Raw genomic sequence first — 23,920 nt, forward strand, 5'->3', positions numbered from 1 at the left:
GCCCTATATGCGACATCGTCAGGCGGTCCTCAGGACACTGTCAAGAGGTAGTTGCTGGCCCTGCGCAGAAACGCCGTGTACCAGGCGGTCACGAGCCTGTCGGGGACCAGCCCGGCGAGCGGGCGCTGCATGTCGGTCATCTCCGTCGCCGCGAGCCTGGCGGGCCTGCGCGCCACCTTCGACCTGGCCCGCTCGTACGCGCGCAGGTCCCCGATCGACCGCGTCAGCAGCCAGGCGTCCTCCAGCGCCTGGTTGGCGCCCTGGGCCATGGTGGGCGGCATGGTGTGCGCGGAGTCGCCGGCCAGCGTGGTCGGGCCCTTGCCCCAGACGGCGGGGATCGCCTGCCGGTGGTGCGGGAAGAAGTCGATGTCCGTGATCGTGTCCAGGATGCCGGGCACCGGCTCCACCCAGCCGCCGAAGCGCTCGCGCAACCCCTCGACCACGCGCGGGTCGCCGGCCCAGAGCGGCTGGCCCGGCGCCGACCTGACGTCGAACCACCACAGCAGCCGCCCCCGGCCCGCCGGGATCAGCCCGCACAGCCCCCGCCCGCCGGCGATCATCACCGCCCTGTTCGCCTCCGTCAGCGCGGTGGGCATGGTGGTGAACCCCTGCCAGGTGACCCAGCTGCTCAGCGTCGCGCGGTCGGGGCCCCACAGCGCCTCCCGCACCACGGAACGACGGCCGTCGGCGCCCACCAGCACGTCGCCGCGCACCGTGCGGCCGTCGGCCAGCCGCGCCTCGGCCCGCTCGGGGGCCACGTGCTCCACCCGCGCGCCGAAGGTCACCGGCACGCCTTCGGCCAGCAGCTCGACCAGCTCACTGCGGGCCAGGTGCACGACCGGGTGACCGTAGCGGCGCTCGGCCACGGTCAGGTCCATGGTGAGCAGCCGCCGCCCGTCGCCGGCCCACGACTCCAGGGTCTCCAGCCGCCGCCCGATCCCGGTGTAGTCCGCCTTGAGCTCTTCGAGGATGCCCGTACTGCCTGGCCAGAGCGAGACGGAGCCGCCCGCCGTACGCAGCTCGGGCGCCTCCTCGTACACCTCCGCGTCGTGACCCGCGAGCAGCAGGCCGCGCGCCAGGGCGAGCCCCGCGACGCCGGCACCGACGATGATTACCCTCATAACGACCCCTATTTAAGAGACTCGCGATATCAGATACTAGGAGTATCATAATGTCTGCGCGCGGCCGCAAGCCAGATCCCACGGTCGACCACCGCATCCGGCAGGCCGCGACCGAGCTGGTGCTCTCCCACGGGCTCGACTTCACCATGGACGACGTCGCCGCGGCGGCGGGCGTGGGCAGGGCGAGCGTGTTCCGCCGTTATGCCACCAAGCGCGACATGCTTCTCGAAACCATCGCCGGCTTCATGAACACGCACGTCGCCATCCCCGACACCGGCTCGCTCGAAGGCGACCTGCGCGTCGTCGTCGCCGACACGCTCGCCCTCTGGCGGCTTCCCGGCGTGGCCCGCATGGCCAAGCAGGTGTACGGCGAGGCCGGCCGGGACCCCGCGGTCGCCGAGATCCTCAGGACCGGCATGCGGACCAGGATGGAGCAGTCATGGGTGGTCTACGAACGCGCGATCGAACGCGGCGAGCTGGCGCCGAACGCGGATCTGTGGCTGCTCACCGACATGTTCACGGGGCTGACCGCGTACCGGGGGCTCCTGGATCTTCCGATGCCCGATCCGGAGGGAATTGTCCAGGTACTTCTGCATGGCTTTACACCGGCTTGATACCAATGGTGTTACTGGGGTGCAAGCAACGGTCAAGTCCTGGTCCATACTGTTCCCTTCGTTCGCTAAACCTACGAAGTACCAACGAAGGGCACGGAAAATGACACCCCCTCGTCGTCGCCTGGCCGTCGCGGCCGCGACGCTTACTCTTGCCGTCCTCACCACCGCCTGCGGTGCCCTGGGCCAGGCCGTTGACTGCAACAGTGCCGCCAACGAGGCGACCAAGATCATGACTGACTGGAGCTCGGAGGTCACCAAGAACGCCGCGGACACCAAGGCCATCGGGACGGCCTCCAAGACCGCCGCGGACAAGACCAAGGAGCTCGCGGGCAAGTACGACGGCGAGGTCGCCGCCGCCCTGAACGACCTGGCCTCCGGATTCGAGACCATGGAGAAGGGCGACCTGGCCGGGGTGTCCGAGTTCACCGGCAAGATGAACGGCTTCAGCACCAAGATCACCTCCGCCTGCACCTGATGAGGCTCGCGGTCGTCGCTCCTCCTGTGGGGGGCAGGCAGGCGCGGCGGCCGCGTCACGTTCGGGCGGAATCGTTCTAGTCTTGCTGCCCGTGACCGGTGACACTCTCGCGGCGCGACCGGGGGCGAGCGCCGCCGCCTCCCCTTCCTTCTGGAGGCTTGCTCTTCTCGGCCACCGCGCGCGAGTGGGCGCGATCGCGCTGCTCGCCGCGGTGGCCTACGGGGTGCTCGGCCTGGTCAAGCTGGCCACCTTCCGCGCCACCACGTTCGATCTGGTGATCGTGGACCAGGCGGTGCGCAACTACGCGGCCCTGCGGCCGCCGTACATCCCCGTGCTGGGCATGTTCCACGGGCGCGGCATGGACTACGTCCAGCTCGCCGACCACTTCTCGCCCATCTACGCGCTGCTCGCGCCGTTCTACTGGTTGCACGACGGCCCCGAGACGCTGATCGTCGCGCAGGCGCTGCTGCTCGCCGCCGCGATCCCCTTCATCTGGCTGTTCACCAGGCGTGTGCTGGGCGTCGCGCCCGCCTACCTGGTCTGCGTGGCGTACGCGCTGGCCTGGCCCGTCGCGCAGGCCGCCGCGTTCGACGCGCACGAGGTCATGTTCGTCCCGCTGCTCACCGCGATCATGATCGAGCGCTATCACGCGGGGCGGGTCTTCCCCGCGGCCCTCGCGATGCTCGCGCTCCTCCTGGTCAAGGAGGACATGGGGCTCATGGTGATCGGCGCGGGGCTGTGCCTGTTCGTCCTGGGCGACCGGCTGCGCGGCGTGCTCAGCGTGGCCTTCGGCCTCGGCGGCGTGCTGCTCGTGCGAGGGCTGCTGATCACGTTCTTCGGCGGCGACTCCAAGGACTTCTGGGCCTACCACCATCTCGGGCCCGACATCCCGGGCGCGGTCATGGCGCTGGTGCGCGATCCGATCGCCGCCGTGCTGCTGCCGTTCAGCGAGGAGGCCAAGGTCGACACGCTGTTCCTGATGGCGTGGCCGACGTTGCTGCTGTGCCTGCTCTCGCCGCTGTCGCTGGTGGCGCTGCCGCACGTGCTCGAACGCATGCTGTCCGACCGCGCCCAGTGGTGGCAGGCCGACTTCCAGTACAGCGCGTTCACCGTGGTGATCCTGCTGTGCGCCGGCGTGGACGGGCTGGCCAGGCTGCTGCGCCTGCTCAAGCGCCCGGAGGACGCCGGGCTCAAGCTGGCCTGGTCGGCGGCGGCCTGCGTGGTCGCGCTCACGCTGGTGCCCAGGTTCGCGCTGGACCAGCTCTACCATCCCGCCTTCTACGAGGAGCCCAAGGCGGTCGCGGCGGCGGAGGCGGTGCGCAGGGTCCCGGCGGGGGTGACCGTCGAGGCCGCCAACTCGGTCGGGCCCGCGCTCACCGCCAAGGCCACGGTCCTGCTGTGGACCGCGGAGTCGAAGGGCGCGCCGTGGGTGGTGGCCGACACGGCGCGGTGGGAGTTCCCGTTCGGCTCGCCGGAGGATCAGCTGGCCGAGGTGAACAAGCTTCAGGGGCAGGGGTACGTGAAGGTGTTCGAGCACGACGGATATGTCGTACTGCGCAAGACCTGAGCGCCGTAAGGGGCAGGGGGACGTCAGGCCCGCCTTTCGGTCATTTGCCCGCAGACCGCCTTTCGGTCATTTGCCCGCCGACCGCTGGGCCCTGGCCTGCTCGTAGGCCCGGTCGAAGCCGTCGAGCACCGTCGGCCACGAGCCCGCGGCGGGCGGCGTCGCCCGGTTGTGCGCGGCGATCGACTCGCGCAGCCCCGCGTCCGCGCACAGCCGGGCCACCGCGCGGGCCAGGTCGCCGAGCGTACGGCCGAGCAGCCCCTCGGTGCCGTGCGCGACGAAGTCGGCGACCCCGCTCTGCGCCCTGGCCACCACGGGCAGCCCGGCGGCCCGCGCCTCCAGGGCCGCGATGCCGAACGACTCCCGCGGCGCGGGCGCCACGAAGACGTCGGCCGACTCCAAGACCTTGGCGATCTGCTCCCTGGAGTAGCGGCCGGGCAGCGAGACCCAGCCGGCCATGCCGTGCTTGTCGAGGAATCGCTCCATCTGCCCGCGAGCGGGACCGTCGCCGACGATCGTGGCGCGGATGGGGATCCGGGCGGGCACGTGCGCGCGGGCCGCCTGGAGCAGCTTCAGCAGCCGTACGGGCTGTTTGCGCGGAGCCAGCCGCCCCACGGAGACGACGTGCACCTCCTCGTGCCGCGCGGGCGGGCCGGGCGGCGGCGCCCAGCCCGACAGGTCCAGGCCGTTGGAGACCACGCGCACGGGCACCTCCGGCCCGGCCACGGCACGGATGGGGGCCGCGGCGGCGTTGCTGACCGTGGTGGCCACCAGCTTCCAGTCCTGCCACCCGTACGCCAGCCGCAGCAGCCGATAGAGCCCCCGCGTGACCGGGTCCCACATGCTGTGCACGGTCACCACGCAGGGAAAGCCCGCCCGCGCCGCCGCGCGCACGCCCATCCAGGCGAACGGCGAGACCGCCCCCGTGTGGACGTGCACCACGTCAGGGCGCATGGAGGTGATCCGGCGCGTGAGGTGTCCCACTCCGAACGGGTGCACGGGCAGGTCGAACGGCATCCTGGCGACGATCCTGTGCACGCCTGGCAGCGGCTCGCCCCTGGTCGCTGTGGCCACCGACACCTCGTGGCCGGCCTCCCGCTGCGTCCGCACGAGGTCGGCCACCTGGACCTCGATCCCCCCGAGTCGCGGCAGGTAACAGTCACTCACGTGAAAGATCCGCACCCCTCCCAGACTAATCTGGGCGTGTGCCTCCACGTACCGCTGTGTTCTTCCACGCCCATCCCGACGACGAGGCCCTGCTGACGGCGGGCACCATGGCGATGCTCGCGGCCGAGGGGCACCGTGTGGTGCTCGTGGTGGCCACCGCGGGCGAGCGGGGCCTGGCCGAGATGGCTCCAGGTGACGCGCTCGGCGAGACCAGGCTCAAGGAGCTCTACGAGTCGGCCGCGCTGCTCGGCTGCGCCCGCGTGGAGTGCCTCGGCTACGGCGACTCCGGGCTGAGCCCCAAGGGCGGCGTCGCCGACGAGCGGCCCGACAACGCCTTCATCGACGCCGACACCGAGGCGGCGGCCAAGGCGCTGGCCGCGATCCTCCAGGAGGAGCAGGCCGACCTCCTGGCGATCTACGACCCGGCCGGCGGCTACGGTCATCCCGATCACGTCCAGGTGCACCGGGTGGGCAAGCGGGCGGCGAAGATCGCCGGCACGGAGATCGTCCTGGAGGCGACGGTCAACCGCGATCCTCTGGTCAGGTTGCTGAAGCTGGCGGGCAGGTTCTATCGGTTTCCGCCGGAGTTCGACGTACGGACGTTCGAGAGCGCGTACTCGTCGAGCGAGACGATCACCCACTGGGTCAATGTCCGGAAATATACGAAACAGAAGCGGGCCTCCATGGCCGCGCACGCCTCCCAGGCCAGCGGCGGCGACAGCGACCGCACGCTCGCCGTCATGCTGAAGGTCCCCCGCCCTCTCTACCGCTTCGTCTTCGGCACCGAGTGGTACGTCCGCCGCGACCTCCCGCCGGGCACCCGGCTCACGCATCCCTTCGACCGGTGGCCGAAGTAGGACCTAGGGTTGACGCGGCTCCCTCGCCCACCCGTCAGACTGGACCCCGATGAAGAACAAGTGGCTCCAGATCACCTTGTCCGTGCTGTCGCTCGGGCTCGCCGTGCTGCTCGTGATCTACCTGCCGCAGATCGTCCGCACCCTCACCGACAAGGACGTCTCCTGGGCCCAGATCGGCGCGGTGTTCGGCGCGCTGGGCGCGGGCGAGATCGCGCTGATGACCGCCGTGTGGCTGCTGAGCCTGCTGGCCTACACGTTCGTGCTGACCGGATCCATGCCCGGCCTGACCCATCTGCAGGCCCTGACGCTCAACGCGGCGGGCAGCGCGGTCAGCAACCTGCTGCCCTTCGGCGGCGCGGTCGGGGTGGCGCTGTCGTTCGCGCTGACCAAGGGCTGGGGCTTCGCCAACCGCCCGATCGTGGTCATGACGCTGGTCAGCGGCATCTGGAACACACTGTTCAGATTCATCCTCCCGGCGATCGGGATCATCGGCCTGCTGATGGCGGGCGAGGCGCCCAACGCGACGATCGCCGCCGCGGGCTGGACGGGCGCGATCTCGATCCTGGCGCTCTGCGTGATCGTGGCCGCCGCCCTCTATTGGGACCGCGTCGCCGACGTGCTCGGCCGGGCGCTCGGCGGCCTCACCCGGCTGCTGCGGATCAAGGCCGACGTCTCCGGGGCCTTCCACAAGCTGCGCGCCGACACCGCCGAGGTGGTCAGGAAGCGGTGGCCGCGGCTGTCTCTCGGCATGGTGTTCTTCCTCGGCTTCCAGTGGGCGATCATGGCCGTCTGCATGCAGGCCACCGGCGCGTGGCCGGGGCTCGCCCAGTCGATCGCCGTCTTCGCCCTGTCCCGCGTGCTCACCAGCGCCCTGATCACGCCCAGCGGCGCGGGGATCATGGAGAGCGGCGTGGTGCTCCTGCTCACCTCCGCGTTCGGCGTTCCGCTCGCTCCGGCGACCGCGACCGCACTGCTTTTCGGCTTCTGGACTTACACTATCGAGATCCCGTTCGGCGGCCTGGCTCTGGGCGCATGGGCGCTGCTGCGCAGACGCAACAGCCGGAGCGCCGAAGCAAAGTCCCCGTCCGCGATCTCGAAGGCCCCCTAGTGACAATCCCAAACCCATCGCGAGCTAATCAACCACGGGCCTTGTGCGTGATTCACGGGCCCGCATAGCGTGGCGGCTGACATGGTGGCGTTCCGAGTTCTGGGGCCAGTCGAGGCGTACGAACACGACGACGAACTCGACCTCGGCGGGTTGCGGCAGCGGGCCGTCCTCGCCCGGCTTCTCGTGGCCAGAGGGCAGGTCGTGCCCGTTGACACGCTCCTTTACGACTTGTGGGACGACGACGCGGCCAAGGGCGCGCAGTCGGGCCTGCAGGTCTACATCTCGCGCCTGCGCCGGGTGCTGGAGCCGGGCCGCCCGCGCGGCGGCCCCAACCGGCTGCTGGTGACGGTCGCCTCCGGCTACGCGCTGCGCGTGGCCAGCGACCAGGTCGACGCGCTCCGGTTCGAGCAGCTCGTCCGCGCGGCCGGCGAGCACCTCGAAGAAGGCGATCCGCAGTCCGCCCGCGGCCGCCTGGAAAAGGCGCTGGGCCTGTGGCGCGGCACCCCCTATTCCGACTTCGCCGACCAGCAGTGGGCCGAGGCCGAGGTCAACCGGCTGACCGAGCTGCGCCTGGTGGCGCGCGAGCGGCACGCCGACACGGGCCTGCGGCTCGGCCTGCACGCCGAGACCGTGCCCGACCTGGAGGCGCTCACCACCGAGCACACGCTGCGCGAGGAGGGCTGGCGCCTGCTGGCGCTCGGCCTCTACCGCTGCGGGCGGCAGGGCGACGCGCTGGCCGCGCTGCGCAGGGCGCGAAACATCCTGGCCGACGAGCTCGGCATCGACCCCGGGCCCGCGCTGCGCAAGCTGGAGTCCGACATCCTGTCCCAGGCGCCCGAGCTCGAGCTGGCCGTCACGCCCCGGCCGCCGAGGTCCGCGCCGGTCACCGACACCTGGCCGCCCAGGCCGGCCGTGCCCGTCGAGCCGCCGCCGCTGGAGCCCGAGCCGTTCGTCGGCCGCGACGCCGAGCTGTCCAGGCTGACCACCGCGGCCTCGCGCACGGGCCGGCTCCAGGTCGCGATCGTGACCGGGGTCGCGGGCGCGGGCAAGACCACGCTGCTGCGTCAGCTCGGAGGCCGGCTGGGCGGCGACGGCTGGATCACCGCGTCCGGCGCCTGCCCCGACTCCAGTGCCACCCCGCCCGGCTGGGCGTGGGTGGAGATCCTGCGCACGCTCATCAGCATGGGCGGCGCCGGCGAATACTCACAGCTGCTCGCGCCGATGCTCGACGACGCCGCCCCCGATCCCGACGAGGACGAGGTGTCCGGCGGCTTCCGGCTGCACCGCGCGGTCGGCGGCTATCTCGCCGGGGTCGCGCGCAGGGCGCCGGTGCTGCTCACCCTCGAAGACCTCCACTGGGCCGACGACCAGACGCTCGCCCTGCTGCGCGCGCTGCCGAGCCTGCTGGCGACCAGCAGGGTGCTGCTGGTGGTGACGTGCAGGGAGAGCGAGCTCGACGACCGCCAGGCCGACGTGCTGGCCGCCCTGGCCAGGCTCGGGCCCGTCCGGGTGGGGCTGTCGGGGCTCGATCCGAAGGCCGTGGCCGAGCTGGTCAGGGCGACCTGCGTACGCGAGATCGACGAGGACGCGGTCGAGTCGATCGTCGAGCGCACGGGCGGCAACCCGTTCTTCGTCCGCGAGACCGTGCGCCTGCTCGACGCCGAGGGCGCGGCCGACCGGGCCAGCGCCACCGAGGTGCTCTCGCGGGTGCCCTCAGGGGTGCGCGACGTGCTGCGGCGGCGCATCTCGCGGCTGCCGTCCGGCGCCCAGCAGATCCTGCTGCAGGCCGCCGTGATCGGCCGCGACGTCGATCTCGACGTGCTGGTCGCCGTGGAGGTCGACGAGGACCAGGTGATCGAGGCCGTCGAGGCGGCGCTGCTGGCCGGGCTGGTGACCGAGCCGGGCCCGGGGATGCTGCGGTTCGACCACGACCTGGTGCGCGACACGATCTACTCCGACGCCTCCAGGCTGCGCCGCACCAGGCTGCACGCGCGCGTGGCGGCGGTCATCGAGGACCGCACGCCGTCCGACGTGGCGGCGCTGGCCCACCACTACTTCCTGGCCGACGCGGCGGAGAAGGCGGTCCACTACGCGGGCCTCGCGGCCGAGCAGGCCGAGCGGCGCTTCGCGCACCGCGAGGCGGCCACGCTGTATGAGCAGGCCATCGCCGCCTTCGATCGGGGCAGCTCGCGGCGGGAGGGCGACGAGCAGGGGCGGCCGGCGCAGGCGCCCGAGCGGGCGAAGGAGCGCCTGCGGCTCATGCTGCGCCAGATCAGGGCGCTGGCGCTGTGCGGCGACATGCACGCGGCCCGGCTGCTGCGCCGCCAGGCCATGGACGCGGCGCTGCCGCTGGGCGACCTGGAGATCACCGCGAAGGTGGCGGCGTCGCTGGCGGTGCCGCACAAGGGCATGGCGCGCGACTTCACCCGTACCGCGTGGGAGATCGTGGACGTCACCGAGCGGGCGCTGGTGGAGCTGCCGCCGGGCGAGCAGCGGCTGCGGGCGAGCCTGCTGACGACGCTGGCGCTGGAGCTGGAGGGCTCCTCCTCACCCGAGCGGGGCCGCCAGGCGTCGCTGGAGGCGCTGGAGCTGGCCAGGCAGAGCGGCGACCCGTCGCTCATCGCGGCGGCGCTGAGCGGGCGGCTGCGCCAGTCCTACGACATCCCCGCCGTCGACACCCGCGAGAGCATCGGCAGGGAGCTGCTGGAGGTCGCCCAGCGCTCAGGGCAGATGGCCACGCAGGCGCTGGCCCACCTGGTGCTGCTGGAGTGCGCGGCGGCCAGGGGCGAGTTCGCGGTCGCCGACGAGCACGCCACCGCCGCCGACCAGCTGGCCAAGCAGTACGACCTGTCGGCGCCCGCCGCGGTCGTCGTCTGGTACGCGGGCCAGCGGCTGATGATCGCCGGCGACTACACCGGCGCCGAGCGGGCCTACCGCGACGCGGCCAGGATGACCGCGCGGGCCGGCATGCTGGAGGGCCGCCAGGACCTGCCGCTGATCACCACGTTCTGCCTGCACCTGGTGGACGGCCGGGCGGCCGAGACGGTCGATCTGCTCGCCGAGCGCCACCTGCGGGGCTCGAAGTGGACGCTCGACGCCTACGCGCTGGCGCTGGCCTCCGCCGGGCACCTCAACGACGCCAAGGCCGTGGCCGCCACCCGGCCGCCGGTGCGCCCCGACTTCCTCTACGAGCTGGTGATGACCTGGCGGGCGCTGGCCGGGATGCTGCTCGACGACCGCGAGCGGATGGTCGACTGCTACGACAAGCTCAAGCCGTTCGCCGACCGGGTGGCCGGGGCGGGCACCGGCGTGGTGGCGCTGTGGCCGGTGGCGCTGACGCTCGGCGACCTCGCCATCCGGCTGGGCCAGCCCGACGCCGCGCGCGACCACTACAAGAAGGCTCTGGAGGTCGCCGAGCGGGTCGGCGTGCCGCGCTGGGTGGAGGCGGCGAAGCAGTCGGTCAGCAGCTCACCTGGAAACGGTCGCTCTTGACGACCTTGGCGTCGCCGACCCTCAGCTCGACGCGGTACCAGCCGGGGTTACCCGACACCCGGGGCCGCCACTCGACGGTCTCGCTGCCGCCGGCGAAGCCGTCGTAGTTCACGATGTAGGTGCGCCACGTCTTGGTGGCGGCGCTCCAGCGGGCCAGCCGCCAGCCGTAGCTGACGGTCTGCGCGGGGCTCTGGGCGGTGACCACGCTGCGGGCCACGTACGACTTGGCGCAGCCCGCCTCGCCGCCGGCCAGGATGCTCACGATGACCTCGCCGGCCTTGGCCGCGGCGGGGACGGTGGTGCTCGCCTGGGCGGGGGCGGTGATGGGCAGCTCGCGGGCCGACAGGGTGACCGTGCGCACCGGCTCGGGGGCCGAGCTGGCGTTACTGTAGGCGGAGAAGCCGACGTACGCGCTGGTGAAAGCAAGGGCGGCCACGAACATCTTGGCCGCGTTCGCGGTGCCACTGGCCAGAACGGCCGCGCTTCTCGTCGACATCTTCAACACCCCTTTTGCCTCAGTCATAGAGTGGGACCAGGTGGTTGAGTGCTGGTTGTCGGCGGGTTGCACCTTTTGCCCGGGGGCTTGCAAGCGCGTGTGGCAAAGACTTGCGCCGATGAATTAAGGTAAGGCTGACCTAAGGTCTTGGAGGGGTGGTGGGCCGGCAGATGCGGCATGCGACGTTCGCGGTCCCGGCCCCCACGGAGCCGTTCTGGTTCGGGCTGCCCTACTGGCTGGTGGGCGCCGTCCTGATCCTCGCCCTGTTCGGGGCGTTCCAGGTCTACTACTGGGTCGGGCGCAAGCTCGGCGAGCGCCTGTACGACTCCCGCATCGGCGTCAAGCTGGGCCGCGAGCGGATCGCCAAGATCGAGCATGTGGTGGAGCGGTGGGGGGCGCTGGCCGTCTACGGGTGCTTCTGGGTGCCCATGCTGCGGCACACGCTGCCGTGGGTGGCGGGGGCGCTGCGCGTGTCCTACCCCTGGTACGTCGTCGCCAGCGCGCTGGGCTGCCTGACCTGGGCGCCGATCTGGTGGTTCGGGCTGACGGCGCTCATCTGGGGCTGGCTGGAGCTGGCCGCGCAGTCGCCCGCCATGGCCGCCGTCGTGGCCGTGGCAGCCGTGGCCGCCGTCGCGTGGCTCGTGGTGCGGCGCAGGCGCAAGAAGCGCACGGCCGGCGACGAGGCCCTGGTCTCCTAGCCCGCGCCGCCGCCGCTCTGGTCGTCGATCGCGGCCTCGGGGGCGTTCCTGCGTACGGTCTCGATGCCGTTCACGCAGGCGACCTTGCTCGGGAACCCCTCGCCCACCGCGAGCGTCTGCCCGTTGTTCGCGACGAGCGTGAAACGGTACCCGCCGCGCCCATCCTCGCTGATGACGAACCTGCCAGCCATAACCACCGCCCCGGCCATATCGGATCTATGATTGATTTACCCCCATCTGATGGTGCCTTATGGCCGTGTTCGGCAAACGAACCCTTGATCTCCTGACAACATGTTTGCCATGCATATTGGGGGTTTCATTGGCTCTGCCGTCCTAGCGCTGGTTGTCGGGGTCTCCTCCCCCGCCACGGCCGCGCGGGCGGCGGACGCGCCGGCGGTGGGGGCCAAGTCGGCGTACCTGATCGATTCCACCGGAACGATCCACTTCAGCCAGCGTGAGACGCGTCGGCTTCCCGTGGCCAGCCTGGTCAAGGTCATGACCGCGTACGTCGTGCTCCGCGAGGCCAAGCTGAGCGACACCATCACGATCACCGCGGCCGACGTCAAGTACGCGGCCAGCAACGGCGCCACCACGGCGGCGCTGAAGAAGGGCGAGCGCCTGACGGTCAGGGACCTGCTGTACGGGCTCATGCTGCCGTCGGGGGCGGACGCGGCCAACGCGCTGGCCCGCCGCTACGGGCCGGGCAAGACGGCCTTCGTGGCGAAGATGAACCGCACCGCGCGCTCGCTCGGCCTGGCCGACACCCGCTACACCAATCCGGACGGCCTGCCCGCGCCGGGCAACGGCGGCTATTCGACGGCCGTCGATCAGGTGAAGCTGGCGCAGCGGGCACTGGCGAGCGGCACGTTCACCTCCGTGGTCAAGAGCAAGGTGCACAAGGTGGCCAAGTCGTCGGTGCACCGGGCGCACACCTGGACGAACTCCAACAAGCTGCTCACCCGCGCCGACGGGGTGCTCGGCGTGAAGACCGGCTACACCAGGGCGGCGGGCTACTGCCTGCTCTTCGCCGGGGAACGCGGCGGCAGGCGGGTCGTGGGGGTGCTGCTCGGCGATCAGAACGAGCGCCGCTTCAGCACCGCCGAGCAGCTTCTCGACTACGCCGAGGAACAGATCGCCCTCGGCTGACCCCGCCGCGGTCAGCCGAAGGCGAGGCGACCACCGCCAGCCGAAAGTGATGCGGCCCGCGGTCAGCCGAAGGTGATGCGGCCGCTGCCCGGCAGGGTGCTCATGCCGCGGGTGGCGCAGCCGAGGAGTGCCGTCGCGGGGCTGATGCCGCCGCGGACGCGCTCGTTCGTGAGCGGGCCCGCGGTGACGTGGCCGGTGAGCAGGGCGTCGGCCGGGCGCTGGGTGGCCAGGCGGTCGGCCCTGATGCGCAGCTTGGAGGTGCCGAGCGGGCGGCCGTCCGCGCCGAACCAGGTGATGACGGCGCTGCCGCGCACCTGACGCGCGCTGGCGCACGAGACCTGCGCGGTGGCCTTGACGCTCACCCAGCCCGAGCGCAGCGGCGTGGCCGAGCCGTCGGGGGAAGCGCAGCCGGTGAGCTGGAGGTTGCCGCGGACCGTGACGTTGCGCGGCATGAGGGCGACCTCGGGCGCGAACGTCAGCGGACGTCCTGACGGGGTCGCGACCGCGCAGGTCAGGGCGGCCGGCAGCGGGGCTGCATGGACCGGCGGCCCCGCCGCGACCACCGCTGCGACGATCCAGGCCATGTACATGCGACGCCCCTTGCTCCCCTTGCTCAACGTAATCGACGCGTCACATTGTGCAGCATCAGGCCGGTCGGCACGCCGGGTCGAGGCGGTCGGCGGTCCACCTGAGCGAGTACGCGAGGCGCACCCGGACGGCGCCCCTCTCCCGGTGCGGCCGGCGCGGCGCGCCTGGCAGCGCTTCGGCAGGCGACTCCCGGTAACCCATCGCGGTCTGGTGCGCGAGGACTTGCATGGCATCCATTGACTCCTCCTTAATCAATTAAGAGCTTAATCAATTAAGACGGTACGGGCAAGGCGTTCGATACGGTTGGACGATGGCCAAGGTCACGCTGCAGACGATCGCCGACAGGCTCGGCGTGTCACGGGCCACCGTGTCGTACGCCTTCTCCCGGCCCGACCAGCTCAGCGACGGGATGCGGCGGCGGATCCTGGAGGTGGCCGACGAACTCGGCTACGCGGGGCCCAATCCGACCGCGCGTTCGCTGCGCCTCGGGCGGGCGGGCGCGCTGGGGCTGCTGTTCAGCGAGACGCTGGCGTACGCGTTCGCCGACCCGTACGCGATCGGCTTCTTCCAGGGGCTGGCCACGGCGGCCGAGGAGGCGGGCGTGGGCCTGCTCATCCTGCCGCTGCCGCACGGCGACCGGCGCAGCGAGACGGTCAGGGACGCGGTGGTGGACGCGTTCTGCGTGGTGTCGCTGCCCGACGGGCACCCGGCGCTGGCGGAGGTGCTGGCCAGGAAGCTGCCCATCGTGGTGGTGGACGAGCCGTACGTGCCGGGGCATCCGTTCGTGGGCACCGACGAGCCGGCCGCGGGGGCCGCGGCCGCGCGCCACGTGCTGGAGCTCGGTCACCGGCGGGTCGGCGTGGCCATGGTGGGGCTCAACGATGACGGCTACTCCGGCTGGGCCGACGGGGAGCGGCAGGCGGGCGCCACGTTCGAGGCCATGCGGGCACGGCGCGGCGGCTACCAGCGGGCCTGCGAGGAGGCGGGCCTCGACTGGGGCGGAGTGCCGTTCTACGAGCTGGCGCGCAACTCCCGCGAGGCCGGCCGGAAGGCGGGGCACGCGCTGCTCGGGCGCGAGCCGCGGCCCACCGCGATCCTCACCAACACCGACGTGCTCGCGCTGGGCATCCTCGACGCCGCCGCCGACCTGGGCTTGGACGTGCCCGCGGACCTGTCGGTGGTGGGGTTCTCCGACAGCGCGGCCGAGGAGGCAGGGCTCACCACGATCAGGCAGGCCAAGCGGGAGATCGGCGAGACCGTGGGCCGCCTCCTGCTGTCAGGGGGCGCGGCGGAGCCGGAGCGGCTGCTGTTCCCGCACGAGCTGATCGTCCGTAACTCCACCGCTCCACCGGCCTGACCGGCGATTCCACTACCATCACCACCTCTGGCCCAATTTCCGGCGAGAACCGCGTTCGTCGCGCGCTTCCGTGGATAGTGTGAGGCTCATCCCCCTCGCAAAGGACAACCTCATGACGGAATTCATCGAGGTCCGCACGACGATCGAGGGCCATGAGAAGGCGGCCGAGCTGGCTCACGGCATCCTCAGAGCGGGCCTGGCGACCTCGATCGACCTGTCCGAAGTGGCGCAGCCGGCCGCACGTCACGACATGACCACCTGGCAGCTCACGCTCATCACGACCGAACGTCAGGCCCCGATCCTCGAACAACACATCAGGGACATCGGCGAGAGCATCCCGATCAGCCGGCAGCCGGTCAACCACGACATCGACCACTATCCCGACTGGCTCATCAACGACCAGCCCTGAGCCCCGCCCGCCCATTCAGCCGGCTGATCGCATCAGCCCATGACAGGCGATCGCGGCGGCGGCCACCACGTTCAGGGAGTCGACGCCCGCGGCCATCGCGGCCGCGCTCATCGGGATGCACACCACCCGATCGGCCTCCTCCAGCCAGTGGGACGAGAGCCCGTCGCCCTCCGAACCGAGCAGCAGCGCCACCCGGTCGCTCATCTCGACGGCGTCCAAGGGCGTGGCCTCCTGATCAGGGGTCAGCGCCAGGGTCTGGAAGCCTGCCTTCCGCAAGCGCGTCAGACCCTCGAACCAGTCGTCCATGCGCGCGTACGAGATCGAGAACACCGCGCCCATCGACACCTTCACCGCCCGCCGGTACAGCGGGTCCGCGCATCGTGGCGACAGGACGATCCCGTCCACCCCCAGCGCGGCGGCCGATCGGAAGATCGCGCCGACGTTGGCGTGATCGACCAGGTCCTCCAGGACCAGCAGCCGTCCCGCTCCCTTGGTGAGCAGGGTTTCGACCGGGGGCAGCGGCAGGCGTTCCATCGAGGCCAGGGCGCCGCGGTGGACCGGGAAGCCCGCGATGCCGGTCATGACCTCGTCGCTCACGACGTAGACCGTCGCGTCCCCGAGCACGTCCGACAGCGAGGTCAGCCAGCGGTGCGTGGTCAGGATCGAGCGGATCGGGTAGCCGGCGCCGATCGCCCGCCTGATCACCTTCTCGCCCTCCGCGAGGAACAGCCCGCGCTCGGCCTCCAGGCTCTTGCGCAGCTCCACGTCCCGCAGCCGGGTGTAGTCGGAAAGGCGCGGGTCGCCGGCGCCGGTTACGTACTCAAGCACCTTCCGATACTGCCATGCGCCGCCTGACCTGCCAGACCGCCGCGTAACAGGCGAGCACCAGGCACAGGCCGATCACCGTGCCCGCGCCCGTCTTGGTGATCACGCTCGGTATGCCCAGCGCCGGGCTGGGCTCGTCCACGAGCGGCCACAGGAACGCGCCCGCCACGACGCCCGCCGAGCCGGCCGCCATGACCGTCCAGCGCACGCGCGGCGAGATGCGCAACCGGTCGGGTACGGCCACCGCCGCCATCCTGGACAGCCCGCGCCAGCCCCACCAGACCACCACGGCCAGGCCGACCACGGACGAGACGTACTGAAGGAGCCGGAAGAGCCTGATCACCCCGAAGACGGAGACGGACAGCCAGCCGCCCCACTCGATCGGGCCCGTGGAGTGGGTGAAGGAGTCCCACAGGACGTGCGTGGCGGAGCCGAGCACGCCGCCGGCCACCATCGGCCCGAATCTGAGCCGTTCGGGGGCCAGGAGCGCGGCCCGGCCGGCCAGCGACGGCGGCAGCAAGGAGATCAGCGGGTCTCTGAAGACGCCGTGGAACAGCGGCAACAGCAGCAGCACGGCGGCCAGGTCGATGGTGACCACGCCGAGCCAGGAGTGCCAGTTGCCGTAGTCGGGCAGGAACGGCAGGAAGATCGGCAGGTCGGGGACCATCGTCCCCAGCGCGAGCGCCCACGGGTCGAGGAACCTGCGCACGCGCGGCGACGAGAGCAGCGGCAGCACGGCGGCCATATGACTAGGTGTGAACGGCACGACCCCTCCCCTGGGTGATCAACGTTCATTATCGGGTGAAGCTTGACCATCCTTTGCCGGGGCGCTCTAAGGTGACTGTCAGTAGTGGGTACGGTACATATCGCTGTCGACGGCCGGATTGCCGGGAGTTCGGGGGTTCACGGTGCCTGATCAGCGGATTCATGAGCATCCGGCCGCGTCAGCCGACTGGCTGCGCGCTGCGCGCGCGGCGCGCACGCTTTCCGTCGCCACGCTCGTCTGGCTGACCGTGGAGAGCACGCTCGGCCTGGCCGCCGGGCTGGCGGCGCATTCCGTGGCCTTGATCGGGTGGGGGATGTCGGCGCTCGTGGAGGCGGCGGCGAGCCTGATCGTGGTGTGGCGGTTCACCGGCAAGCGCACGCTCTCACCCGACGCGGAGAGCACGGCCCGGCGGGCGGTCGCGATCAGCTTCTGGCTGCTCGCCCCCTATCTCGTCGTCCACGTCCTGCACGACCTGGACGCGGGGCATCGTGCCGTGCCGAGCGTGCTGGGGATCGTGGTGACGACGTTCAGTCTGGTCAGCATGCCGGCGCTGGGGATGGCCAAGCGGCGGCTCGGCGCGCGGCTGGCCTCGGCCGCCACGTCGGGCGAGGGAACGCAGAATCTCATCTGCGCGGCCATGGCGGCCGGCGTCCTGGCCGGGCTGTGGGCCGGCACCCTCGGATGGTGGTGGGTGGACCCGCTGGTGGCCGTGGGACTGGCGGTGGTGGCCGTACGCGAGGGAAAGCGCGCCTGGCGTGGTCACGCATGCTGCCATTGAGCGCAACAGAGGGTAATCACCGCACCAAAAGGGCTGTTTTGCCACACTGACCGCACCGAGTATCGTTCCCGGAGTATTGCGGAGCATCTCCCGCTAGGGTCTCCGAAAGGTCTCAACACACCGAAGAGGACATCGTGGGGCGACACCGCACAGACGAGCTCGACGGCGGATACCGAGCGAATGAACCCCCTCCCCGCAGACGGCCCAGCCGTGGCCGCGGCAGGGTGCTCGTCCCGCTGGCGGGAGCCGTCGCGCTGGCCGTCCTCCTCGGCGTCGCCGCATTCGTGATCTTCAACCGCGACCATGACTGCTCGGGCGGCAAACTGGCGCTGCGCGTCGTCGCGACCCCCGACATCCAGCCCGCGCTCAACAAGATCGCCGGCAACTACAACAAGGCCATGCACTCGATCGACAGCAAGTGCGTCGAGGTGACGGTGGCCAAGGAAGCGGCGGCCAGGACCGCGAACGGGCTGGCCGCGGGCAAGATCAACGCCGACTTCTGGGTGGCCGACTCCAGCCTGCTCCTGGAGGGCATCCGCAAGACCCAGGGCGGCCAGGGGCTGCCCGAGGTGGAGGGCTCGATCGCCACCTCGCCGGTCGTGCTGGCCGCGGCCAAGTCGGCGGCGGCGAAGCTGGCCGACTCGCTCCAGCCGAGCTGGGTCAACATGATCGCCGCGGCGAACGTGGCCAACGTGGAGGGACCGGGCAGGAAGGTCCGTGTGCTCGCCCTCGACCCGCAGAAGAACTCCGCCGGCCTGGCCGCGCTGCTGGCCGCGGCCGGCAGCGCCAAGGAGGCGGGGCAGGACAAGGCGCTGGTGGGCGCGCTGAAGGAGCTGTCGGGGCAGATGGCCTCCGACTCGACGGCGCTGCTGGCCAGCCTCACCGTGAAGTCGGGCAGCAAGGTCCCGATCGGCGTCACCTCCGAGCAGGCCATCTACGCGCACAACGCCAAGAAGCCGGAGGCCCCGGTCGTCGCCCTCTATCCCAAGGAGGGCACGCTCAGTCTCGACTACCCGGTCACGGTCCTGACCAAGGACGCGTCCGTGCTCAAGGCGGCCACGGACTTCAAGCAGGACCTCGCCACGGAGTCGGCCAAGAAGACCCTGCGTGAGGCCGGGTTCCGCAGCTCCGACGGCAAGGCGGGCGACGCGCTGTCGAAGGACAAGGGGTTCGTGCCCGAGGTGCCGCAGGCTCTGGAGCCGCCGGACGGCGCGACCGTGGCCAGGATGGTGCAGACCTGGTCGCGGCTCAACCTCGGCACCCGGCTGCTGACCCTGCTCGACGTCTCGGGGACGATGGCGCTGCCCGTGCCCGGCACGAACATGACCCGCATGCAGGCCATCAACAAGATCGCCACGGAGGGCCTGGGGCTTTTCCCGGCCGGCTCCGAGATGGGTCTGTGGACGTTCTCGACGCATCTGAACGGACAGAACAAGGACTGGAAGGAGCTCGTCTCCGTCGGACCGCTCAGCGAGTCGATCGACGGGGCGCTCCGCAAGGAGCTCCTGGCCAAGACGTTCTCCCAGATCGAGGCCAAGCCCACGGGTGACACGGGGCTAAACGACACGGTCAAGGCCGCCTACACGGAGCTCACGAAGTCGTACCAGGAAGACAAGATCAACACGCTGCTGATCCTGACGGACGGTGCGGGCAACGACGACCCTGACGGCGGCGTCAAGAACGCCGCGATCCTGCAGTTCCTGAAGAAGACCTACAACCCGAAGCGGCCCATCAGCATCCTGCTCATCGCGTTCGGCCCGGAGGCCGAGCAGGGCAAGCAGCAGATGGACGCGCTGGCCAAGGCCACGGGCGGCGAGGCGTACATCGCCAAGAACGTCCTGCAGGTCCGCGACTTCTTCCTCCAGGGCATGGAACGCCGCCTCTGCTCCCCCAACTGCGACGGCTGAGTTTTCGCGAGGTTTTGCGAGGGAGTGCCGTCGTCTGGAGGAGCGGCGGGAGCGCAGCGACCAGAGCGGGGGAAGACGGCGGCATGAGGCGACCGAGCCCAGCCGAACGGAGAGAGGCCAATAAGTATGCCTGTTGGGCATGGGCGGCGAACCTGTTCGAATGAGGGGGCGTCCTCTCCGCGTGGGGCTTGAGTGCCTGTCCTACCTGCGGGGAGGGAATCCGTGCCTGGATGGCCGACGGTCGATCGCGCTGACGATCACGAGCTGGTCGAGGCGCTGCGGCGGGTCGAGGCCGATGCGCCGGCCAAGCTCTACGACTCCTACGCCGAGCGGCTGCACGACTACGCCTTCTCCCTCAGCGGGGAGCGGGACCTGGCGGCGGACGCCGTACATGACGCGCTGGTCACCGCGCAGGGATGTGTGGAGCGGCTGAAGGAGCCGGCCAGGCTGCGTGCCTGGCTGTACGCGCTCACCAGGTTCCAGGTGCGGGCCAGGATGGCCCACCGGAGCGGGACCCCGGCCCAGGGCATGCCGCTTCCGGAGCTGGACGAGCAGGAGGACCAGGAGCTGGCCGGCCTCGTCCACGAGACGCTGGGCGAGCTGAGCGGCAACGAGCGCGAGGTCCTGGAGCTGTCGACGCGGCACGACCTGACCCCGTCCGAGGTCGGCGCGGTGCTCGGGCTGACCTCCCGCCAGGCCGCCGCCCGCCTCGGCCGGGCCCGCGACCAGCTGGAGATCGCCGCCGCGGCCGTGGTGCTGGCCAGGACGGGCCGGGCGCACTGCCCCGATCTGTCGGCCATGGTGGACTCGTGGGAGGGACCGCTCACCCCGCTGCTGCGGCGCCGGCTGTCCGGCCACATCGGCGGCTGCGAGGTGTGCACCGAGGGACGGCACCGGCAGGTCTCCGCCGGGCGGCTGCTGGACATGGTGCCGGTCGCGTTCCCGGCGATCTCCCTGCGCAGACGGGTCGTTGACACGTGCGTCAACCCGGCCCGCGACCAGACCCGCACGCTGATCACCGATCGCGGCGACAGCTTCGACAGGACCGGGTTCCCCGTCACGGTCGAGCACCGCTCGCGCAGGCGCAGGCCGCGCCGGCTGGCGCCGGTGATGCTGGCGGGCGCGTGCGTGCTGGCCGCGACGGGCGCCATGGTCGCGATCAACGGCCGCGGCGCCTCCAACAGCACCGCGCTGCGCCCGCCGGCGACTCCCACGGCCGAGCTCTCCGCGAGCCCGACGCCCGAGCCCGTGATCGACACGGACGAGATCACGCCCGAGCCGACGCCGAGCCGTACCCCGTCGGGCAAGGTCACGCCGAGCGGGCGGCCCGCCGCCACGCGGCCGAGCACCAGGCCGGCCGCCGCGCCCACGGCGACCCGCCGCAGGCCGGTGCCGGGCGCCAGGCTGCGCGCCTCGTGCCCGCGCGCGATCGACGGCGCGGCCAAGATCGGGCTCAGCGCCCGCAACGCCTCGGTGTCCTGGGTGGCGACCGCCGCTCAGGGGCTGGACGTGTTCCCGGCGAGCGGGTCGATCAAGGCCGGCGGCTCCGTGGCGATCTGGGTGACGATCGTGGACCCGAACGGCTCCGGCAGCGGCCGCGTCTCCTTCACCTCGAACGGCGGCACCGCCACCTGTTCGCTCTCCTGGAACGGCCGCGACCCGCAGAGCTCCGAGCCGCCGACCGACCAGCCGACGTCCTCCCCCGAGCCGAGCGAATCGCCCACCGGAGTGGAAACCTCATCTGTCGGCGCCGCGCAGACCGAGCCGATGGATCAGTGAGAGCGCAAAGTAGCTCTCAACTCACAGGAGATCCACAGATTTGATCGACAAATAGGTGTAAATCGGACCCTGACTCGAAGATACCCGGTCACATAGGGCATTCTGGTGTGCTTGGGGACCACATCGGGGCCGAAGAACGCATGACCTTGTGTTGAAGGTCACACAAGAAATCTCATCCTGCGGTAAACCGGAGTGCGTCGCCAAGCGTCGGCATTGACGTGTCCAGGCGTGGATTGGTCCCATGAACTGGCGATCGATCGCGCCTCAACCAGTAAGAGCAGGAGAGAAACAGGAGATGCTCAAGCACCGCAGAGCGCTGGCATGGCTGCTGGCTCTCGCCTGCATAGCGGGAGCGGTCGTCGCGCTGTTCGACATCGAGACGCCGCTGCGCCCGTTCTTGATCTCTCTCTTCCTCCTGGTCGTTCCGGGGGCGGCAGTGGTGGGACTGTTGCGTGATCGTGACCCCCTTGCCGCACTATCAGTAGGAGCTGCGGCAAGTCTCGTACTGAACGTGCTCCTCGCCCAGGCCATGTTGCTGTTCAACGCGTGGTCGCCCAGGGCGGGTGTGGCCACGGTCGCCGTGCTCGGAGGGTTCATGTACGTGCTTCGCGTGTTGTACCGGGGGAAGAGCATGCAGACCGAACAGGGGGCCAGGGCAAGGTGAAGATCCAGGTAGTTCGGCCGAGAGAGCTCGGAGACTCCGAACGCGCGCGCTGGCGAGAGCTGCAGAAGGCCGATCCGAGTCTGGACAACCCGTTCCTGTCGGTGGAGTTCGCCGTCGCGATGGACCGCTTGCGCGATTACGTGAGGGTGGCGGTCATCTCCGACGGAGACGGCATCGCGGGATTCTTCCCGTACGAACGGCACAGCTTCGGCATCGGTAAGCCGCTGGGGGGCTTCCTCACTACGTGTCACGGTTTGATTTCGGTTCCGGATCTGCAGCTCGACGCGAAGGCGCTGCTGCGGGCGTGCAAGCTCAGCGTCTTCGACTTCGACCACCTGGTGGCGGGGCAGCCGACGTTCGCCCCGTACGAGGCGGACGTGCGCCCCGCGCCGGTCATGGACTTCACCGGCGGATTCGACGCCTGGATCGAGCAGGTCAAGTCGAACTCGCCGAAGAACCTCAAGACCGTCCGCTACAAGGAGCGCAAGCTCGGCCGGGAGCATGGGGAGCTCCGCCTTGAGTGGGCCTCGGCCGATCCGGAGGTCCTGCGCACGCTGCTGGCGTGGAAGTCGGACCAGTATCGGAGAACCGGCCGGGTGGACAGATTCGCCCAGCCGTGGATCGTCGAACTGACGGACATGATGCATGCCGAAAAGTCATCGGACTTCGCGGGTGTCCTCACCATGCTTTATGCCGGGGACGTACCGGTGGCCGGGCATTTCGGCCTCCGTACGGCCACCACGCTTGTAGGGTGGTTCCCCGCCTACGACACCGAGTTCGGCCGTTATTCGCCGGGCATCGTCCATCACCTTCAGATGGCCGAGGCCGCCGCGAACGACGGTCTGCACATGGTTGACATGGGCAAGGGCGGCAAGGAGTACAAGGACTGGCTGAAGAGCGGGGTCCTGTACGTTGCCGAAGGCCGCATCTCACGACCGTCCGCGACGGCGGCGGTTCACTGGATGGGCCGAACTCCTTTCAACAAAGCCCGAACAATTGTCATGGATCGACCGTCTCTCTATAGAGCGGCCGACCGTGTCCTGAAGGGCTTCGGTCGGGTGCGCAGCTCAATGCAGCAGCAAGAGTCACCCAACTCAGTAGTCAAGGAACCAACCGGAGCACGCTGAGCGCGCTCCAACCCCCCGGCCACAGCACACCCTCACTCCACAGGACCCTTCGATGCACCGTTCACCGGCTTCGCCATTCCCGCAGCACCCGGGGGTGGTTCCGTCCGGTTCGCAGCGCAAGGGTCCCGGAAGGATTTCCCTCGCCATGAGTCCCGAGATAACCAAGCACAACGGCAAGCTCCAGGCCGCGCCCCTGCGTTCTATGCCGCCCCCTTCCAGCTTCACGCCCGTCACGCCTCACCTGGCCATTTCCCCAACGGTGAGCGTCGTGGTGCCGGCGATGAACGAGGCCGAGAACCTGCCGCACGTCTTCGCGACGCTGCCGCAGTGGGTCGACGAGATCGTGCTCGTCGACGGCAACTCCACTGACGACACCGTGGCGGTGGCCAAGCGCCTGCGCCCCAACGTCAAGGTCGTCATGCAGACCGGCAAGGGCAAGGGCGACGCCCTGGCCGCCGGCTTCGCGGCGTGCACCAGCGACATCATCGTGATGATCGACGCCGACGGCTCGACCGACGGACGCGAGATCATCTCGTTCGTGGGCGCGCTGGTGACCGGCGCCGACTTCGTCAAGGGCACTCGCTACGCCCCCGGCGGAGGCAGCGACGACCTGACGCTCAACCGCCGGCTTGGCAACAAGGTCCTCACCGGGATCGTCAACGTCATGTACCGCACCCAGTACACCGACCTGTGCTACGGCTACAACGCCTTCTGGGCGCGTCATCTGGACGTGCTCGACCTCGACTGCGACGGCTTCGAGGTGGAGACTCTGATGAACGTGCGTGCCGCCAAGGCCGGGTTGAAGGTGCACGAGGTGCCGAGTCACGAACGTAACCGCATTCACGGCGAGAGCAACCTTCGCGCCGTACGAGATGGCTTCCGTGTGCTCAAGACCATTCTGAAGGAGTGGCGTCGCCAGCCCACTCCTGCCCAGCCTGAGCCCACCGCCACTCCCGCCGCTGACCGAGGCGTCGCTTAAGAA

General features: G+C 70.5%; 24 protein-coding genes. 16 read left to right on the forward strand and 8 right to left on the reverse strand.

Going from position 1 to position 23,920, the window contains the following annotated elements:
• Nucleotides 1-29 precede the first annotated feature (29 nt).
• The gene (locus ABEA43_RS17165) at nt 30-1,121 is read right to left on the reverse strand and encodes an FAD-dependent oxidoreductase (RefSeq protein ID WP_345562884.1); all 1,092 of its coding nucleotides are present in this window, start codon (nt 1,119-1,121) and stop codon (nt 30-32) included.
• 50 nt (nt 1,122-1,171) lie between these two features.
• Here ABEA43_RS17165 and ABEA43_RS17170 point away from each other — a divergent pair, with 50 nt between their 5' ends.
• The 3 genes from ABEA43_RS17170 (at nt 1,172) to ABEA43_RS17180 (ending at nt 3,777) form a co-directional block, all read left to right on the forward strand.
• On the forward strand, nt 1,172-1,735 hold the full coding sequence (locus ABEA43_RS17170) for a TetR-like C-terminal domain-containing protein (RefSeq protein WP_345562886.1): 564 nt from the start codon (nt 1,172-1,174) through the stop codon (nt 1,733-1,735).
• Nucleotides 1,736-1,835: 100 nt separating this feature from the next.
• Nucleotides 1,836-2,210 (forward strand): hypothetical protein, encoded by a 375-nt coding sequence (locus tag ABEA43_RS17175; RefSeq protein ID WP_345562888.1) that lies wholly within the window; start codon nt 1,836-1,838, stop codon nt 2,208-2,210.
• Nucleotides 2,211-2,301: 91 nt separating this feature from the next.
• Nucleotides 2,302-3,777 (forward strand): DUF2079 domain-containing protein, encoded by a 1,476-nt coding sequence (locus ABEA43_RS17180; protein ID WP_345562890.1) that lies wholly within the window; start codon nt 2,302-2,304, stop codon nt 3,775-3,777.
• Nucleotides 3,778-3,843: 66 nt separating this feature from the next.
• Here ABEA43_RS17180 and ABEA43_RS17185 read toward each other — a convergent pair whose 3' ends face one another.
• Complete coding sequence (locus tag ABEA43_RS17185; RefSeq protein ID WP_345562892.1) at nt 3,844-4,941, reverse strand: glycosyltransferase; 1,098 nt, start codon at nt 4,939-4,941, stop codon at nt 3,844-3,846.
• 38 nt (nt 4,942-4,979) lie between these two features.
• On the opposite strand from ABEA43_RS17185, the gene ABEA43_RS17190 reads away from it, so the two are divergent.
• The 3 genes from ABEA43_RS17190 (at nt 4,980) to ABEA43_RS17200 (ending at nt 10,398) form a co-directional block, all read left to right on the forward strand.
• Nucleotides 4,980-5,798, forward strand: a complete 819-nt coding sequence (locus ABEA43_RS17190; RefSeq protein WP_345562894.1) for a PIG-L deacetylase family protein — start codon at nt 4,980-4,982, stop codon at nt 5,796-5,798.
• Between the two features lie 49 nt (nt 5,799-5,847).
• The gene (locus ABEA43_RS17195) at nt 5,848-6,906 is read left to right on the forward strand and encodes a lysylphosphatidylglycerol synthase domain-containing protein (protein WP_345562896.1); all 1,059 of its coding nucleotides are present in this window, start codon (nt 5,848-5,850) and stop codon (nt 6,904-6,906) included.
• A gap of 81 nt (nt 6,907-6,987) precedes the next feature.
• A complete protein-coding gene (locus tag ABEA43_RS17200; RefSeq protein WP_345562898.1) occupies nt 6,988-10,398 on the forward strand; it encodes an ATP-binding protein in 3,411 nt (1,136 codons plus the stop codon).
• Here ABEA43_RS17200 and ABEA43_RS17205 read toward each other — a convergent pair.
• Entirely contained in the window at nt 10,367-10,894 is a 528-nt protein-coding gene (locus ABEA43_RS17205) for a hypothetical protein (protein ID WP_345562900.1), read from the reverse strand. The two genes, ABEA43_RS17200 and ABEA43_RS17205, sit on opposite strands and share 32 nt — an antisense overlap.
• Before the next feature lie 158 nt (nt 10,895-11,052).
• Between ABEA43_RS17205 and ABEA43_RS17210 the strand changes: the two genes are divergently transcribed.
• Complete coding sequence (locus ABEA43_RS17210) at nt 11,053-11,592, forward strand: DedA family protein (RefSeq protein ID WP_345562902.1); 540 nt, start codon at nt 11,053-11,055, stop codon at nt 11,590-11,592.
• Here the strand turns inward: ABEA43_RS17210 and ABEA43_RS17215 are convergent.
• Nucleotides 11,589-11,783, reverse strand: coding sequence for a YegP family protein (locus tag ABEA43_RS17215; RefSeq protein ID WP_345562903.1), 195 nt, complete (start codon nt 11,781-11,783; stop codon nt 11,589-11,591). The genes ABEA43_RS17210 and ABEA43_RS17215 overlap by 4 nt on opposite strands.
• A gap of 109 nt (nt 11,784-11,892) precedes the next feature.
• Here ABEA43_RS17215 and ABEA43_RS17220 point away from each other — a divergent pair, with 109 nt between their 5' ends.
• Nucleotides 11,893-12,738 (forward strand): D-alanyl-D-alanine carboxypeptidase family protein, encoded by an 846-nt coding sequence (locus ABEA43_RS17220; protein WP_345562904.1) that lies wholly within the window; start codon nt 11,893-11,895, stop codon nt 12,736-12,738.
• A 62-nt stretch (nt 12,739-12,800) separates the two neighbouring features.
• On the opposite strand, the gene ABEA43_RS17225 is transcribed toward ABEA43_RS17220, so the two are convergent.
• Both ABEA43_RS17225 and ABEA43_RS17230 read right to left on the reverse strand, forming a co-directional pair.
• Nucleotides 12,801-13,328: a hypothetical protein gene (locus ABEA43_RS17225; protein ID WP_345562906.1), complete on the reverse strand. Its 528-nt coding sequence runs from the start codon at nt 13,326-13,328 to the stop codon at nt 12,801-12,803.
• A 55-nt stretch (nt 13,329-13,383) separates the two neighbouring features.
• The gene (locus ABEA43_RS17230) at nt 13,384-13,563 is read right to left on the reverse strand and encodes a hypothetical protein (RefSeq protein WP_345562908.1); all 180 of its coding nucleotides are present in this window, start codon (nt 13,561-13,563) and stop codon (nt 13,384-13,386) included.
• 73 nt (nt 13,564-13,636) lie between these two features.
• Here ABEA43_RS17230 and ABEA43_RS17235 point away from each other — a divergent pair, with 73 nt between their 5' ends.
• The gene (locus ABEA43_RS17235; RefSeq protein WP_345562910.1) at nt 13,637-14,683 is read left to right on the forward strand and encodes a LacI family DNA-binding transcriptional regulator; all 1,047 of its coding nucleotides are present in this window, start codon (nt 13,637-13,639) and stop codon (nt 14,681-14,683) included.
• A 112-nt stretch (nt 14,684-14,795) separates the two neighbouring features.
• The gene (locus ABEA43_RS17240; protein WP_345562912.1) at nt 14,796-15,092 is read left to right on the forward strand and encodes a hypothetical protein; all 297 of its coding nucleotides are present in this window, start codon (nt 14,796-14,798) and stop codon (nt 15,090-15,092) included.
• A 15-nt stretch (nt 15,093-15,107) separates the two neighbouring features.
• On the opposite strand, the gene ABEA43_RS17245 is transcribed toward ABEA43_RS17240, so the two are convergent.
• Together ABEA43_RS17245 and ABEA43_RS17250 are read right to left on the reverse strand one after the other, a co-directional pair.
• A complete protein-coding gene (locus ABEA43_RS17245; RefSeq protein WP_345562913.1) occupies nt 15,108-15,920 on the reverse strand; it encodes a TrmH family RNA methyltransferase in 813 nt (270 codons plus the stop codon).
• On the reverse strand, nt 15,913-16,683 hold the full coding sequence (locus ABEA43_RS17250; RefSeq protein WP_345562915.1) for a DUF4184 family protein: 771 nt from the start codon (nt 16,681-16,683) through the stop codon (nt 15,913-15,915). Before ABEA43_RS17250 ends, ABEA43_RS17245 begins: the two co-directional genes overlap by 8 nt.
• 142 nt (nt 16,684-16,825) lie before the next feature.
• On the opposite strand from ABEA43_RS17250, the gene ABEA43_RS17255 reads away from it, so the two are divergent.
• The 6 genes from ABEA43_RS17255 to ABEA43_RS17280 all read left to right on the forward strand — a co-directional run bounded on the left by ABEA43_RS17255 (nt 16,826) and on the right by ABEA43_RS17280 (nt 23,917).
• The gene (locus tag ABEA43_RS17255) at nt 16,826-17,461 is read left to right on the forward strand and encodes a cation diffusion facilitator family transporter (RefSeq protein ID WP_345562916.1); all 636 of its coding nucleotides are present in this window, start codon (nt 16,826-16,828) and stop codon (nt 17,459-17,461) included.
• A gap of 224 nt (nt 17,462-17,685) precedes the next feature.
• Nucleotides 17,686-19,368, forward strand: coding sequence for a substrate-binding domain-containing protein (locus ABEA43_RS17260; protein WP_345562918.1), 1,683 nt, complete (start codon nt 17,686-17,688; stop codon nt 19,366-19,368).
• Between the two features lie 222 nt (nt 19,369-19,590).
• The gene (locus ABEA43_RS17265; protein WP_345562920.1) at nt 19,591-21,147 is read left to right on the forward strand and encodes a sigma-70 family RNA polymerase sigma factor; all 1,557 of its coding nucleotides are present in this window, start codon (nt 19,591-19,593) and stop codon (nt 21,145-21,147) included.
• 295 nt (nt 21,148-21,442) lie between these two features.
• Entirely contained in the window at nt 21,443-21,811 is a 369-nt protein-coding gene (locus ABEA43_RS17270) for a hypothetical protein (protein ID WP_345562922.1), read from the forward strand.
• Entirely contained in the window at nt 21,808-22,938 is a 1,131-nt protein-coding gene (locus ABEA43_RS17275) for a GNAT family N-acetyltransferase (RefSeq protein WP_345562923.1), read from the forward strand. The genes ABEA43_RS17270 and ABEA43_RS17275 overlap by 4 nt, the downstream gene beginning before the upstream one ends.
• Nucleotides 22,939-23,083: 145 nt before the next feature.
• On the forward strand, nt 23,084-23,917 hold the full coding sequence (locus tag ABEA43_RS17280) for a glycosyltransferase family 2 protein (RefSeq protein WP_345562925.1): 834 nt from the start codon (nt 23,084-23,086) through the stop codon (nt 23,915-23,917).
• Nucleotides 23,918-23,920 lie beyond the last annotated feature (3 nt).

It is taken from the genome of Nonomuraea rosea, from assembly GCF_039539705.1.
In the GTDB taxonomy this organism is placed as follows: Bacteria; Actinomycetota; Actinomycetes; order Streptosporangiales; family Streptosporangiaceae; genus Nonomuraea; species Nonomuraea rosea.

Bases quoted from the DNA above. Each gene is read 5' to 3' on its own strand.
- ABEA43_RS17165 (WP_345562884.1), bottom strand. From the start codon at position 1,121: ATGAGGGTAATCATCGTCGGTGCCGGCGTCGCGGGGCTCGCCCTGGCG.
- ABEA43_RS17170 (WP_345562886.1), top strand. From the start codon at position 1,172: ATGTCTGCGCGCGGCCGCAAGCCAGATCCCACGGTCGACCACCGCATC.
- ABEA43_RS17175 (WP_345562888.1), top strand. From the start codon at position 1,836: ATGACACCCCCTCGTCGTCGCCTGGCCGTCGCGGCCGCGACGCTTACT.
- ABEA43_RS17195 (WP_345562896.1), top strand. From the start codon at position 5,848: ATGAAGAACAAGTGGCTCCAGATCACCTTGTCCGTGCTGTCGCTCGGG.
- ABEA43_RS17200 (WP_345562898.1), top strand. From the start codon at position 6,988: ATGGTGGCGTTCCGAGTTCTGGGGCCAGTCGAGGCGTACGAACACGAC.
- ABEA43_RS17205 (WP_345562900.1), bottom strand. From the start codon at position 10,894: ATGTCGACGAGAAGCGCGGCCGTTCTGGCCAGTGGCACCGCGAACGCG.
- ABEA43_RS17215 (WP_345562903.1), bottom strand. From the start codon at position 11,783: ATGGCTGGCAGGTTCGTCATCAGCGAGGATGGGCGCGGCGGGTACCGT.
- ABEA43_RS17220 (WP_345562904.1), top strand. From the start codon at position 11,893: ATGCATATTGGGGGTTTCATTGGCTCTGCCGTCCTAGCGCTGGTTGTC.
- ABEA43_RS17225 (WP_345562906.1), bottom strand. From the start codon at position 13,328: ATGTACATGGCCTGGATCGTCGCAGCGGTGGTCGCGGCGGGGCCGCCG.
- ABEA43_RS17230 (WP_345562908.1), bottom strand. From the start codon at position 13,563: ATGGATGCCATGCAAGTCCTCGCGCACCAGACCGCGATGGGTTACCGG.
- ABEA43_RS17235 (WP_345562910.1), top strand. From the start codon at position 13,637: ATGGCCAAGGTCACGCTGCAGACGATCGCCGACAGGCTCGGCGTGTCA.
- ABEA43_RS17240 (WP_345562912.1), top strand. From the start codon at position 14,796: ATGACGGAATTCATCGAGGTCCGCACGACGATCGAGGGCCATGAGAAG.
- ABEA43_RS17270 (WP_345562922.1), top strand. From the start codon at position 21,443: ATGCTCAAGCACCGCAGAGCGCTGGCATGGCTGCTGGCTCTCGCCTGC.
- ABEA43_RS17280 (WP_345562925.1), top strand. From the start codon at position 23,084: ATGAGTCCCGAGATAACCAAGCACAACGGCAAGCTCCAGGCCGCGCCC.